This window comes from Clostridioides sp. ZZV14-6009 (genome assembly GCF_020658095.1).
Taxonomy (GTDB): domain Bacteria; phylum Bacillota; class Clostridia; order Peptostreptococcales; family Peptostreptococcaceae; genus Clostridioides.
Window position 1 is genome coordinate 25,806 of record NZ_JAGWDG010000003.1, and the last position, 13,411, is coordinate 39,216.

13 protein-coding genes are annotated in these 13,411 nt (G+C 30.2%); all 13 read right to left on the minus strand.

The window, feature by feature from the left end:
* Positions 1 to 399: 399 nt before the first annotated feature.
* Positions 400 to 1,242: a PTS system mannose/fructose/sorbose family transporter subunit IID gene (locus tag KGF36_RS06250; RefSeq protein ID WP_227854611.1), complete on the minus strand. Its 843-nt coding sequence runs from the start codon at positions 1,240 to 1,242 to the stop codon at positions 400 to 402.
* On the minus strand, positions 1,226 to 1,984 hold the full coding sequence (locus KGF36_RS06255) for a PTS mannose/fructose/sorbose/N-acetylgalactosamine transporter subunit IIC (RefSeq protein ID WP_227827510.1): 759 nt from the start codon (positions 1,982 to 1,984) through the stop codon (positions 1,226 to 1,228). Before KGF36_RS06255 ends, KGF36_RS06250 begins: the two co-directional genes overlap by 17 nt.
* Before the next feature lie 17 nt (positions 1,985 to 2,001).
* Positions 2,002 to 2,472 carry a PTS sugar transporter subunit IIB gene (locus KGF36_RS06260; protein ID WP_227434498.1) on the minus strand — a complete coding sequence of 157 codons (471 nt, stop codon included), beginning with the start codon at positions 2,470 to 2,472 and terminating at the stop codon, positions 2,002 to 2,004.
* A complete protein-coding gene (locus KGF36_RS06265) occupies positions 2,472 to 3,215 on the minus strand; it encodes a BtpA/SgcQ family protein (protein ID WP_227854612.1) in 744 nt (247 codons plus the stop codon). The genes KGF36_RS06260 and KGF36_RS06265 overlap by 1 nt, the downstream gene beginning before the upstream one ends.
* Positions 3,216 to 3,218: 3 nt before the next feature.
* Positions 3,219 to 3,632 carry a PTS sugar transporter subunit IIA gene (locus KGF36_RS06270; protein ID WP_227434496.1) on the minus strand — a complete coding sequence of 138 codons (414 nt, stop codon included), beginning with the start codon at positions 3,630 to 3,632 and terminating at the stop codon, positions 3,219 to 3,221.
* Between the two features lie 24 nt (positions 3,633 to 3,656).
* Positions 3,657 to 4,409 (minus strand): GntR family transcriptional regulator, encoded by a 753-nt coding sequence (locus KGF36_RS06275; protein ID WP_227850199.1) that lies wholly within the window; start codon positions 4,407 to 4,409, stop codon positions 3,657 to 3,659.
* Between the two features lie 336 nt (positions 4,410 to 4,745).
* Positions 4,746 to 6,533: an aspartate--tRNA ligase gene (gene aspS, locus KGF36_RS06280; RefSeq protein WP_227854613.1), complete on the minus strand. Its 1,788-nt coding sequence runs from the start codon at positions 6,531 to 6,533 to the stop codon at positions 4,746 to 4,748.
* A 73-nt stretch (positions 6,534 to 6,606) separates the two neighbouring features.
* Positions 6,607 to 7,869: a histidine--tRNA ligase gene (gene hisS / locus KGF36_RS06285; RefSeq protein ID WP_227827514.1), complete on the minus strand. Its 1,263-nt coding sequence runs from the start codon at positions 7,867 to 7,869 to the stop codon at positions 6,607 to 6,609.
* Positions 7,859 to 9,418: a coproporphyrinogen III oxidase gene (locus KGF36_RS06290; protein ID WP_227854614.1), complete on the minus strand. Its 1,560-nt coding sequence runs from the start codon at positions 9,416 to 9,418 to the stop codon at positions 7,859 to 7,861. The genes hisS and KGF36_RS06290 overlap by 11 nt, the downstream gene beginning before the upstream one ends.
* Before the next feature lie 91 nt (positions 9,419 to 9,509).
* Positions 9,510 to 10,124 carry an MBL fold metallo-hydrolase gene (locus KGF36_RS06295; protein WP_227827516.1) on the minus strand — a complete coding sequence of 205 codons (615 nt, stop codon included), beginning with the start codon at positions 10,122 to 10,124 and terminating at the stop codon, positions 9,510 to 9,512.
* 14 nt (positions 10,125 to 10,138) lie between these two features.
* Entirely contained in the window at positions 10,139 to 10,588 is a 450-nt protein-coding gene (gene dtd, locus KGF36_RS06300) for a D-aminoacyl-tRNA deacylase (protein ID WP_227827517.1), read from the minus strand.
* Positions 10,589 to 10,612: 24 nt separating this feature from the next.
* Positions 10,613 to 12,820: a RelA/SpoT family protein gene (locus tag KGF36_RS06305; RefSeq protein WP_227827518.1), complete on the minus strand. Its 2,208-nt coding sequence runs from the start codon at positions 12,818 to 12,820 to the stop codon at positions 10,613 to 10,615.
* A 73-nt stretch (positions 12,821 to 12,893) separates the two neighbouring features.
* Complete coding sequence (locus tag KGF36_RS06310; RefSeq protein ID WP_227827519.1) at positions 12,894 to 13,406, minus strand: adenine phosphoribosyltransferase; 513 nt, start codon at positions 13,404 to 13,406, stop codon at positions 12,894 to 12,896.
* Positions 13,407 to 13,411: the final 5 nt, after the last annotated feature.

The window sequence follows — 13,411 nt, forward strand, 5'->3', positions numbered from 1 at the left end:
ACTTCTAATTTAACCTATTCTAACTTATTTTTAGTGAATTTATTACAACTTTACTAATCAAATTTAGTCTAAATTTTCTGATTATTACTATAAAAATAGTTTTTCAAACAAAATTTACTTAAAAACGAATTCACGATAAAATTTTTAAATATAGTATTTTTGTTATAGTGAATATAAATATAAAGAAAGATGTGTAAGATTATGGTTAAAAGACCAAAGATAAAGATAACTTTAATAGATAAAAAAGAAAAAGGTGCTTGCCACTATGGGCATAAAATTAGTAATTCTTTTGGATTTATTTTTTATTAAAAAAGGGAGTCGCCTATTTTTTAGTGCGACATCCCCTTTATAGGTTTCAATTGTAGAAAAGATTATCAAAAATCATATTCATAATTTTATTTATACTACCCCAACTGCAGCTAATATTATACAAATAACCATAACTGAAATTAATATCGTAGTTGTCTTGACTTTTTTTCCTAATAACCAATACATAATTCCAAATATCATAGCTGGAAGCATACATGGCATTATTTGGTCTAAGTAAGTTTGAATAGGCTCTGCCCATTCCCCACTACCTACATTAACACTAAGTTTTAGTATTACATTAGAGGCAGTCATACCTCCAATTACCATAAGCCCTAGCATTGATGCTGCTTCCATAACTTTTGAGACTATATTTGAGCCACTTACATCTTTAAAAAATTGAGTTCCATACTTAAATCCTTTATCTAGACATATATAACGAATAATAAAGTGAGGAACATTTATTATTAGAAGAAATAAAATTGGACCCATTATATTCCCCTGAGAAGCTAAAGCTATACCAACTCCAGCTGCTATAAGCTTTAATGTTCCCCAGAAAAATGAATCTCCTATTCCAGAAACTGGTCCCATTAAACTTGACTTAATTGCATTTATACTCTTTGCATCAAATTCTTCATTCTTTGCATTTTCTTCTTCCATAGCTCCAGATATACCAACCAAAAGAGTACTTATATGAGGTGTAACTGACATAAATTCAAGATGTCTTTTTAAAGCTTGAGCTTTTTTTTCTTTATCATCTTTATATAATCTACGGATTATTGGTGCCATCATATATGCATATGCTATATTTTGCATACGTTCGTAGTTCCAAGATGAATCTAATGTTAGAGATCTTCTAAAACATTTCCAAAAGTCTTTTCTTGTTATTTTGCTATCTGGCGAAATTGTTTCTAATTTTTTAGAATTCGTTGTCATCCACTACTACCTCCTTTTCTCCTACAAAGTTAACATATATTAGAGCTACTGCTAATCCAAATAATGCAACTCCTGTTACTGTTATTTTTAAATAAGCAACCATTATAAATCCTAATAATAAGAATGCTATCGTTTTCTTGTTAAGCATCATTCTAGCTAACATGGCAAAACCTATTGCTGGTATCACGCCTGCTGCAACATCCATACCATGAATTACATATGATGGTATAAATGAAAGTATCTTTTCTATTACTGGAACACCTAATGAGAATCCTATACCTACTATTACTGCTAGTATTAATTTATTACCTATACCAAATAATAATTGTATACGTTCTACACCTTCAATGTTACCATCTTCTGCATAACGGTCAGCAAGATGAGCTCCCCATGTAAGTACTACTGTCATTAAGAAGTTGTCTATAAGTAATACTAAAGTTGCTATAGGAACTGCAAGTACAACTGCTGCGGATACATCTTGACCAGTTAATATTACAAATGCTGTAGCAATAATAGAACCAGATACAAAGTCAGGAGGATTACTTGCTCCAACTGGGAATGCACCCATAAATACTAGTTCTAATGTTGACCCTATTACTATACCTGTACGTAAATCTCCTAGTGCTAAACCAACAAGCGGTGCAACCACTATAGGTCTATTATGCATTGTAGAACCTACAAAACAATGCATATATGCAAAGAATGCAATTAGAGTTATTAGAATAACTTGTGTAAATTCCATTTTTATCCCCCTAAAAATTATATTAATTTCATTACATTTGTAGCATCATCATCAGGAACTAATTGTACGAATACATTTACACCTTCTGAATCTAATTCTTTAATCATGTTTATATCATCCTTTGATACATGAACTGCCTTAGATATATTTTCACGATTATCATCTGATTTTGTTCCACCAAGGTTTATTGATTTAATAGATTTAACTTCTTTAGATAGTCTATAAACATCTTCTACAGATTCGCAAAGTATCAAAAGATTGTATTTATCAGTAACACCTGAATTAAGTGCTTTTATAGAATCTGCTATACTTTTCATTACAAGTTTGACATTAGATGGCTTAGCCATTTTAAGCCCTGCCATTCTTAAATCATCCTTTAATAATTCATCACTTGCTATTAGTATGCAATCTGTATTTAAAAACTTTGTCCATGTAAATGCTACTTGTCCATGTATAAGTCTGTGGTCTACCCTTACTAATTTAATCATTATAATTCCTCCCTAATTCTTTTTATTTCATCCATAAATGTTTTTACGTGTTCTGCACTAACATCTCCAAAGTCTTGGTAATTATCTTTGAAGTAACTTCCTATTATTGCCATATCCCCTATTTCAAGTTGCTTTTTTGCGTTTTCTAATGTAACTCCAGCTGCAATAACTAAAGGGAAATCTCCTACATTTTTACGGAATAATTCTATTTTTTCCATTGATGTTTCTTGCCCTGTGGCATTTTCTGTAACTGCTATAGCATCACATCTTGTCATCCCTATTTTTAAATCTTCTTCAACAGTATTTTCTGATAAAACTGGTTGGTACTTAAAACGTACCCCTCCAATTAAATAAGCTTGACACTTTGAGCGGTGTAATTTGAAAAATTCTTCTAAAGTAGCCTCATCTCTAGGTTTAACATGACCTACTACAGAATCAACTTGTACATATCTTGCATTATATCTTGTTGCTAGTTCAAATCCCATAGTATCAATGTTTAAGCAGTTTACTCCATATGGTATTGATAAATTGGCTTTTGATACATATTCAAGTATTCTTTCTAAATCATAGTAATTGCCGTAGTAATTTTCTAACATTATTCCATCTACACCATTTTCTTCTAAGATACTAATTTCTTTTTTAGCTCTTTCAAAAATATCATCTGAAGTATCTCCCTTTAAGTGTATCATTGCTATAATTGGTTTTTTGTTTTTAAAAACTGATAATATTCCTTTATTGTCCATAAACTAAAATACCTCTTCTTCTTCATTTATTTGTAATGTTACATTTTGTATTCCCATTCTAGATTCTTTTGCTAACTGTTCTGCATCTTCAGTTGTTAATTTATCAGAAAATCTTGTAAGAAGCTCTAATACCATATTTAAGTTCATTCCTGAAAATAACTTAACATTATGTAACTTAGTTAACCTTAACATAGCAGTACATACACTTGCTCCGTATAAATCAGATAAAATTATATATTCACATTCTTTATCTTCTACTATTGTTTTTTCTAACTCTAAAGCAAAATCTGAAGCGCTTTGTCCAGGATATAAACTGTATGAATTAACGCAATTTGCTAAATCTCCTACTATCATTTTCACTGAATCTAAAAGCCCTTTTGAAAAGTCTCCATGAGACGCTAATATTATTTTTCTCATATTTATTCCTCTCCTAAGTGTAAATTATATTTCTGCTGATACTGCATATTTATACTTATCACTTCTTATAAATTGTTCATTGTAATATAAAACATCATTATTCTCTGTATATACTAATTGTCTTACTTTTAATAATGGCATATTGCTTGCACATTTAAGGTGGTCAGAATATTCTTTGTTTGAGTGTTTTACTTCAAATATATTTTCCACACGATTAGGCAATGTACTTATATTGTTGGATATAACTTCCATTAAAGACTTATCTTCCAGCTCTTCTTTTAATAAAAACATGTAATCTATTCTAAAGAAATCAACTTCAAAAATAACAGGTACTTCATCTATTAATCGAAGTCTTTTAATACATATTATCTTCTCTTCTAGTTCAATATTTAAAGCTTCAGCCACCTGCTTATCAGCTTTTTTTATTAAAATAGAGATTATCTTAGTACTTGGTTTTGCATTAATACGATGACAAGAATTAGTGAAACTATTTCCCGCACATGTTGCTTCTATTCTCTCTGGTATAGTTACATAAGTTCCTTTTCCACGCTTTTTACATAATATATCTTCTTTTACAAGTTCATTAAGCGCATTTCTCACAGTTATACGACTTATATTAAACTCCTTACATAAGTCTACTTCAGATGGAAGTTTATCTCCTGGTTTATATATACCAGCTGCTATTTGTTTTTTTATATTGTCATATAGTTGTTGGTACAAAGGAATAAATGAATTTACCTCTAAGTCCATTTCTTTTTTATGCTTTTTTTCATCCATTTTAGTCACCTCCTCATGTAGTATTTTTATAACATTATATAACAAGTTCTTTATTACATATTATAACAACTTGAAATCGTTGTCAATTTATTTTTAAATAATTTTTAATTTGGTAATTTTTTGATTTTTTTGTCTAATATGATATTTTATTGTTTGTAGTATCAGGTAGGAATAGTTTGACTTTTACTAATCTAACAGAATTCTTTTTTAGGATTGTGTAAACAATAGTTAATGGTACTTTTAATTGACAATTATTACTATTAGATAGTATAAAAAAAAGACGTCGCCCTATTTTTTAGTGCGACAGTCTTTTATATATTATCTCTTATTCATATATTACTCTTTATCTTTTATATCAACTTTTATACTTAATTCATCCAATTGCTCATCATCTGCTACTGTAGGAGCATTTGTCATAGGACAAACAGCATTTTGATTTTTAGGGAATGCAATAACTTCTCTTATATTTTCCGCTCCTGCAAGCAACATAACAAGTCTATCAAGCCCAAAAGCTAGTCCAGCATGAGGAGGAGTTCCATATTTGAATGCTTCTAATAAGTAACCAAACTTCTCATTAGCTCTTTCTTCTGTAAAACCAAGTGCTTTAAACATTCTTGATTGAACATCTGAATTTGATATTCTAACACTTCCTCCACCTATTTCATATCCATTTAATACAATATCATAAGCTTTAGCTCTTAAAGATGATTTATCTCCATCTTCTAGTTTATCTAAATCTTCATCCATAGGTGATGTAAATGGGTGATGCATTGCTGCAAACTTACCTGTTTCTTCATCTTCTTCAAAAACCGGGAATTCAGTTACCCATAATAAGTTATATACATTCTTATCTAGTATATTAAGTCTATTTGCCACTTCAAGTCTAACTTGTCCTAAAGCATCAAATACTATTGAGTTTTTATCAGCTACAAATAAAAGTAAATCTCCTACTTCTGCATTCATTCTTGTAAGTATAGCATTCATTTCCTCTTCACTAAAGAATTTTGCTATCGGAGAAGTTACTCCATCTTGACCTACTTTCATCCAAGCAAGTCCTTTTGCTCTATATGTTTTAGCATGTTCTTCTAATGAAGATATTTGTTTTCTAGTAAAATCGTCAGCTTTTCCTTTTACATTTATACCTCTCACACTTTTTCCTGGTTGTGTAGCATCAGCAAACACCTTAAATCCACAATTACAAACAACATCAGATATATCTGTTAGCTCATAACCAAATCTAGTGTCTGGTTTGTCTGAACCATATCTAGCCATAGCTTCTGCATAAGTCATTTTAGGAAGTGGAAGTGTCAATTCTACATTTAAAACTTCTTTAAATATAACTTCAAGCAAACCTTCAATCATACTCATAACATCTTCTTGTTCAACAAAAGACATTTCACAGTCTATTTGTGTAAATTCTGGTTGTCTATCAGCTCTTAGGTCTTCATCTCTAAAACACTTAACTATTTGGAAATATCTATCCATTCCACTTACCATTAATAATTGTTTGTATAATTGTGGTGATTGTGGTAATGCATAAAATTTCCCTGGATTGACTCTACTTGGTACAAGATAATCTCTTGCTCCTTCTGGTGTTGGAGCAATTAAAAATGGTGTTTCTATTTCACAAAATCTATTATTTGATAAGTAATTTCTTGTAATATTCATTACTTTGTGTCTTAATTTTAAATTTCTTTGCATAGATGACTTTCTAAGGTCTAAGTATCTATATTTTAGTCTTAGTGCTTCTGAAACATCATCATCATCTTTTATATAAATAGGTGGAGTTTCTGATTTATTTAAAAGTCTAAGTTCAGTTGCAAATATCTCTATATCCCCAGTTGGCATGTTAGGGTTTTTAGACTGTCTTTCACATACTTTTCCTTTTACTGCTATTACAAACTCAGCACCTAATTTTTCAGCTTTTTCAAAAGCTTCTTTATCTACATCTGTGTCAAAAACTATTTGGCATAATCCACTTGTATCTCTTAAATCAACAAATACAAGTCCTCCTAAGTTTCTTTTTTTCTGTACCCATCCCATAAGTACAACTTCTTCATTTATGTTTTTTTCTCTCAACTCTCCACAGTAGTGAGTTCTCTTTAAACCCTTTAAAGTTTCCAAGATACTACCTCCATTTTATTTAATTTTAATGCTATATATTTATCTAATACACAAAACATCATACTTTCTTATTTTACAGCTTTTGCTTTAATTCTTCAACTAATGTACTTAATTTTACAGTAGTTTGCTCTGATGTTTTCATATTTTTTAATGTTGCAGTGTCATTTTTTAACTCGTCATCACCAATTACTATTGTAAATTTTGAATTTATTTTATCTGAATACTTAAATTGTGCTTTTACACTTCTTTCTATATGGTCTTTATCCGCACTTATATGATTTTGTCTCAAATCTTTCAACAATTTAAAGCTTCTTGTATTTGCTTCTTCACCTATAGTTACTATAAATATGTCTGTAGATTGAGGGTTTTCTATTTCAATTCCATTGCCTTCAAGTGTAAGTAAAAGTCTTTCAATACCTAGTCCAAATCCAATTCCACTTATACCTTTTGGACCCCCTAGTTGTTCAACAAGACCATCATATCTACCTCCACCACATACAGTACTTTGAGCACCTATATCATTAGATATAATTTCAAAAGCAGTTTTTCTATAGTAATCTAATCCTCTAACTATTGTTTTGTCAATTACAAAGTTTATATTCATTTCCTTTAAGTATTCTTGAAGTTTATCAAAGTGAGCTTTACAATCATCACACAAATGGTCTGCAATAAATGGTATATCTTTGATATTTTCTTTACATGTAGGGTTTTTACAGTCTATAACCCTCATTGGATTTTTTTCTCTTCTCTCATTACAAGTCTCACATAATATATCTGCTTTTGAATCAAGATATTCTTTTAATAAAGCATTGTACTCTTTTCTACAAACTGGACAACCCACTGAATTTATACTCACTACCAAATCATTTAATCCAACTTCATTAAAAAATTGAACAGCTAGTGCTATTATTTCAGCATCCATTGAAGGAGTATCACTTCCAAGTGCTTCTATACCAAATTGATGAAATTGTCTCTGTCTACCAGCTTGTGGTCTTTCGTATCTAAAACAAGGTGTAACATAAAATAATTTTGTTGGTTGAGTATCTGCATATAATTTATTCTCTATAAATGCTCTGACTACACCAGCTGTACCCTCTGGCTTTAGAGTAATTTCTCTATCCCCTTTATCTTTAAAAGAATACATTTCTTTTTGAACTATATCTGTAGTATCTCCAACACTTCTCTTAAAAAGTTCTGTATGTTCAAATATAGGAGTTACCATTTCCTCATACCCATATAAAGCACATATTTCTCTAAATTTATTTTCTACATAACGCCATTTATAAGCCTCTTTTGGAGTTATGTCTTTAGTTCCTCTGGGAGCTTTAGTCAACATTTTTATATACCTCTTCTTTCTTCCTTTTTATCATTTCATCTACTCTATCAATGTATTGTTCAACATTCTTTACATTTTCTACTCTTTCAATTCTATCTTCATCTACATAAACAAATTTTGATATAGCACCTGCACCCAAGGCATAGTTGCTTTGTTTTTCCTCCATAATTTGTATATTGTAAATACACTCATATCCTTCTTTAGCATAACCTATATTTTCTAAGTTACCTAGCATATGTTTTTGTCTGTACATATAATATGGATTAAGTCCCATATCCTTAGCATATTTCATTGATAAATCTATCATTTTTATCATTTCTTCATACTGAGTTAAATGTTCTTTGTACTTATCCATATTTATATTTAGGTTAGAAGCTCTTTTTATAGCTAATGTATGAACTGTAAGACTTTCAGGAGAAAGTTTTTTTATTTCCTCTAATGTATTTCTTACCATGTCTAAGTCTTCATCTATAAGTCCTAAAATTATATCCATATTTATATTGTCAAATCCCATATTTCGAGCCATAATAAAACAATCTACTAAATCAGAAACTTTATGTTCTCTTCCAATTTTAACCAAAGTCTCATCATTCATAGTTTGAGGATTTATACTAATTCTACTTACATTGTGTTTTTTTAATACACTTAATTTTTCTTTGGTAATAGTATCTGGTCTACCTGCTTCTACCGTAAACTCTTTAATTTTGCTTAAATCCAATTCTCTAAATAGAGCATTTATAAGTAAATCCAATTCTTCCTCATCCAATGTAGTAGGAGTTCCACCACCGATATATAGAGTTTCAATTTCTTTATTAGTATCCTCAATAACCTTGGCAAATCCTTTAATTTCTTCAATCAATTTATAAACATATTCTCTTTTTAAATGGCCAAATTGCTTTAATGAGTTTGAGGGAAATGAACAGTATACACATCTAGTTGGGCAGAATGGAATACTTACATAAAGAGAAATTTTATTTTTATCTATTGGATACATAAATAAGCGTTCTCTATTAGCTATTTCAAGAGCTAAATCTATTTTCTCATCCATTATAAAATAGTTATCTTTTAAAATAGTTCTTATACTATTATCATCTAGTTTTTCATCCATCAGATTGTGGACAATTTTGACTGGTCTGATACCAGTCAAAATGCCCCATGGAACATAAGAATTAAATATTTGTTTAAGTACTATAAACATACTTTTTTTAATACTTTCTTTGCATAATTTTCTAATCTTTCTCTTACTTTCATTATCTAGTCTATCTAAAAACTCTTCAATCGTCTTATTATTACAAAATCCATTTAAAAACTCAGTATTTATATCTTTAATATTTTGCATTGATTCATACTTTAAGTTACCACCTTCATAATACTCAGTAATTGAAAGTAAAGTATCATTTTCATAAACCAATCTATTTATTAAGTATCTTGACTCCATACTATTGATACAATCAGCAAAGTCATTAAATTTAAATTCACTAGTAAACAATTTTATAAGTTCTGCTACTTCATACTTATAATCATGTCCTTTTAAAAAAACATCCAACATCAACTTAACTCCTTCTATTAAACACTAGAAGAACCCCATCACTGATACAGTTATTAAATATTTGATACTATTTTTAAATATTAATATAAAATTACATGTAAGGATTTGTCTTCTTTTCAACACCTAGAGTACTAGTTGGTCCATGACCAGGGTATACTCTAACAGCATCTTCATATTTACATAATTTTTTAAGTGATTTCTCCATTTGGTGGAAATCTCCACTATATAAATCAGTTCTACCAATACTTCCAGCAAACAACGTATCTCCTGTGAACATGTCATCTTCAACTCTTATACACATACACCCTTGTGTATGACCTGGAGTATGCAAGAAAGTCATTTTTAGTTCACCAAGTTCAAGCTTATCTTTATCATTTACATATATATCTGCATCAAATTCTTGTGCACCACATCTCATTGTATAACTTAAGTTTTTATTTTTATCATTTAATAATTCTTTTTCATCAATATGTGCAACTACCTTAGCTCCAGTCTTCTCTTTAATATCTTTAACATACCCTATATGGTCACCATGTCCATGAGTAAGAATTATATATTCAACATTCAATCCATTTTCTTTTACAAAGCTTAATGTATCTACTAAACTTCCTCCTGGGTCTATAACTACACATTTTTTAGTTTTTTCATCACCTAATACATAAGTGTTTACTCCAAAATAACTATCTACAAATTTTTTTATAACCATTAAAGTTTTCCCCCTTAAAAAGATTTACTTGAGTCTAATAGTATTGTTACTGGTCCATCATTAGTTAATTCTACCATCATATGAGCTCCAAATTGACCTGTACCTACTGTTACACCTTTATCTTTTGCTTTTTTTACAAATTCTTCATACAAATCATTTGCAAGCTCTGGTCTAGCCGCGTTACTAAATCCAGGTCTTCTTCCTTTTCTACAGTCTCCATATAAAGTAAATTGAGATACTACTAAAAGTTCTCCACCTATGTCCATTAGAGATAAATTCATCTTATCATTTTCATCTTCAAAAATTCTTAGGTTTAATATTTTATCAATCATGTAGTCTACATCACTTGATTTATCATCATGAGTTACTCCCAACAGTACTAGCAACCCCTTATTTACTTGACCTATAATGTTTTCATCTACTGTAACTTTAGATGAAGATACTCTTTGTACTACTGCTCTCATATTTTCCTCCCTATTATTTTAACTCTAATTTGTCATTCTATAAATACTTTCTACACCAGGAATTGCTTTTAATTTTTTCATTAGAATTTTCAATTCCTCCGTGTCATTAACTTCTACAAGTAGATTTATACTTACAATACTATCTTTTCCTTTTCTTGCATTTATTCCATTTAAGCTAAGTTTATCCATTGCAACAATATGAGTTATTTCATTAACAATTCCTCTTCTGTCAGCAGCCTTTATTTGAATCTCAGCTTCAAACTTGCCTTTACCTGCTGAACTCCATGAAACTTCCACTAATCTATTTTGGAAGAAATCTCCATTATTATTTGCATTTGGACAATCCGCTCTGTGTATAGCTACACCTCTACCTTTAGTGATATACCCCACAATCTCATCTCCTGGAAGTGGATTACAACATTTAGCAAACCTTACTAAGATATTATCAAGTCCTTTTACTATAATACCTTGTGATGAATTTTTCTTTCTCTTTTTGCTGTATTCTGTTTCACTCATATTGTGTTTATTTAAATCTTCTTCTTGCATCTGTTGTTCTTTTTTTACTTTTTTAATTTCTTTTAAATACAAATCTTTTACTTTAGATACAACTTGAGATGACATTATACCACCATAACCTACAGTTGCAACTAAATCTTCAACACTTGGCTGATTAAATTTCTTGGCAACTAGTGCCATGTATTTTTCAACAAGAGGGTCTTTCTGTGGTATATCATGTTTCTTAAATTCTCTTTCTAATATGGTATTCCCACGGTCAACATTTTCTTCTCTTCTTTCTTTCTTGAAAAATTGTCTAATTCTACTCTTTGCATTTGGTGTTTTTACTATGTTAAGCCAGTCTCGACTTGGACCATTAGAATTAGATGATGTAAGTACTTCAACAATATTACCATTTTGAAGCTTATAATCAATAGGTACTATTCTTCCGTCAATTTTTGCTCCAACACATTTATTTCCTACATTTGTATGAACTCTATAGGCAAAATCTATAGGAGTTGATTCTGCTGGTAATTCAATTACATCTCCTCGTGGAGTAAATACATAAACCTGACTATTAAATACATCTTCTTTAAGTGCATCCATAAATTCTTGTGGGTCTTTTAAATCTTTTTCCCACTCCATCATTTGTCTTAACCACTGAAGTTTCTCTTCAACTTTTACTTCTTTGCCAGAAATACCTTCTTTATATTTCCAGTGTGCTGCAATACCATTTTCTGCTATATTATGCATTTCATGAGTCCTTATTTGTATCTCTAAAGGCTCTCCATCAGGCCCTACAACAGTAGTGTGTAATGATTGGTACATATTTGGCTTTGGCATTGCTATATAGTCTTTAAATCTACCTGGAATAGGTCTCCATAATGTATGAACTATACCAAGTACAGCATAACAGTCTTTTACATTATCTACTAGTATTCTTACAGCTGTTAAATCAAAAATTTCTTCAAAAGTCTTGTGTTTTTTCTGCATTTTTCTATAAATGCTGTAAAAATGCTTTGGTCTACCATATACATCACATGGTATACTTAAATCTTTAAACTTATCTTTAAGAAGCTCAACAATCCCTTGTATATAGTCTTCTCTTTGACTTCTCTTCATTGACACTCTATCAACTAATTCATAGTACCCTTCTGGGTCCATAAACCTTAATGCTCTGTCTTCTAGTTCCCACTTTATCTTAGATATACCTAATCTGTGGGCTATACCTCCATAAATCTCTAGTGTTTCTTTTGCTTTATACTTCGCTTTTTCTGGAGGCATGTATTTTAATGTTCTCATATTATGCAATCTATCAGCAAGCTTTATAAGTATAACCCTTATATCTTTTGCCATTGCTAGAAACATTTTTCTTAAATTTTCAGATTGAGTTTCTTCTTTTGAACGATATTTTATCTGACCAAGTTTTGTTACTCCATCAACTAAATCCGCTACTTCTTTCCCAAATTCTTTTGTTATGTCTTCATAGGTATATTCTGTATCTTCTACAACATCGTGAAGCAAACCTGCTGTTATAGTTTCAATATCTAATTCCATCTCTATTAAAATATTTGCCACTGCCAATGGATGAATAAAGTATGGTTCCCCAGATTTTCTATATTGTCCATCATGCGCTTTTTTTGCAAGATTGTAGGCTTTTTCAACCTTTTCAAAATTTGCATTAGGTGCATAAACTTTTATCTTTTCAATTATTTCTTGTAATTCTTTATCATGCATATAACCACCTATTTTGTATAAAATTTTAATATATATGAAAATAGTTGGTGCTATACCAACTATTGTAAAAGTACTAGTATTTTATAAGAGAATTAACATCATAGTTAGATAACTTTTCTCTCCCATTTAAGAATTCTAGCTCAATTAAAAATTGCATAGAAACTACTTCTCCACCTAATTTTTCTACAAGCTTAGCAGCAGCTTCCATAGTTCCACCAGTAGCCAATAAATCGTCTACTATTGCCACTTTTTGACCTTTTTTAATTGCATCTTTATGTATTTCTAAAGTATCCGTACCATACTCTAATCCATACTCATAACTCTCAACTTCTCCAGGTAACTTTCCAGGTTTTCTAATTGGAATAAATCCTACTCCTAATGCATATGCTACAGGTGTACCCATCAAAAATCCTCTTGCTTCTGGCCCTACTACTAAATCCACACCTTTGCTTTTCAATTCTCCAGCCATAGAATCTACTGCATATTTAAATGCCTCTCCATCTTTAAATAGAGTTGTAACATCTTTAAAATCTATACCTGGCTTTGGGAAATCATCAATATTCCTTATAAAGTTTTTTAAATCCATGGGAA

Bases quoted from the DNA above. Each gene is read 5' to 3' on its own strand.
- KGF36_RS06290 (WP_227854614.1), bottom strand. From the start codon at position 9,418: ATGTTGGATGTTTTTTTAAAAGGACATGATTATAAGTATGAAGTAGCA.
- dtd (WP_227827517.1), bottom strand. From the start codon at position 10,588: ATGAGAGCAGTAGTACAAAGAGTATCTTCATCTAAAGTTACAGTAGAT.
- KGF36_RS06270 (WP_227434496.1), bottom strand. From the start codon at position 3,632: ATGAGAAAAATAATATTAGCGTCTCATGGAGACTTTTCAAAAGGGCTT.
- KGF36_RS06265 (WP_227854612.1), bottom strand. From the start codon at position 3,215: ATGGACAATAAAGGAATATTATCAGTTTTTAAAAACAAAAAACCAATT.
- KGF36_RS06295 (WP_227827516.1), bottom strand. From the start codon at position 10,124: ATGGTTATAAAAAAATTTGTAGATAGTTATTTTGGAGTAAACACTTAT.
- KGF36_RS06255 (WP_227827510.1), bottom strand. From the start codon at position 1,984: ATGGAATTTACACAAGTTATTCTAATAACTCTAATTGCATTCTTTGCA.
- KGF36_RS06260 (WP_227434498.1), bottom strand. From the start codon at position 2,472: ATGATTAAATTAGTAAGGGTAGACCACAGACTTATACATGGACAAGTA.
- KGF36_RS06250 (WP_227854611.1), bottom strand. From the start codon at position 1,242: ATGACAACGAATTCTAAAAAATTAGAAACAATTTCGCCAGATAGCAAA.
- KGF36_RS06310 (WP_227827519.1), bottom strand. From the start codon at position 13,406: ATGGATTTAAAAAACTTTATAAGGAATATTGATGATTTCCCAAAGCCA.
- KGF36_RS06305 (WP_227827518.1), bottom strand. From the start codon at position 12,820: ATGCATGATAAAGAATTACAAGAAATAATTGAAAAGATAAAAGTTTAT.
- hisS (WP_227827514.1), bottom strand. From the start codon at position 7,869: ATGTTGACTAAAGCTCCCAGAGGAACTAAAGACATAACTCCAAAAGAG.
- KGF36_RS06275 (WP_227850199.1), bottom strand. From the start codon at position 4,409: ATGGATGAAAAAAAGCATAAAAAAGAAATGGACTTAGAGGTAAATTCA.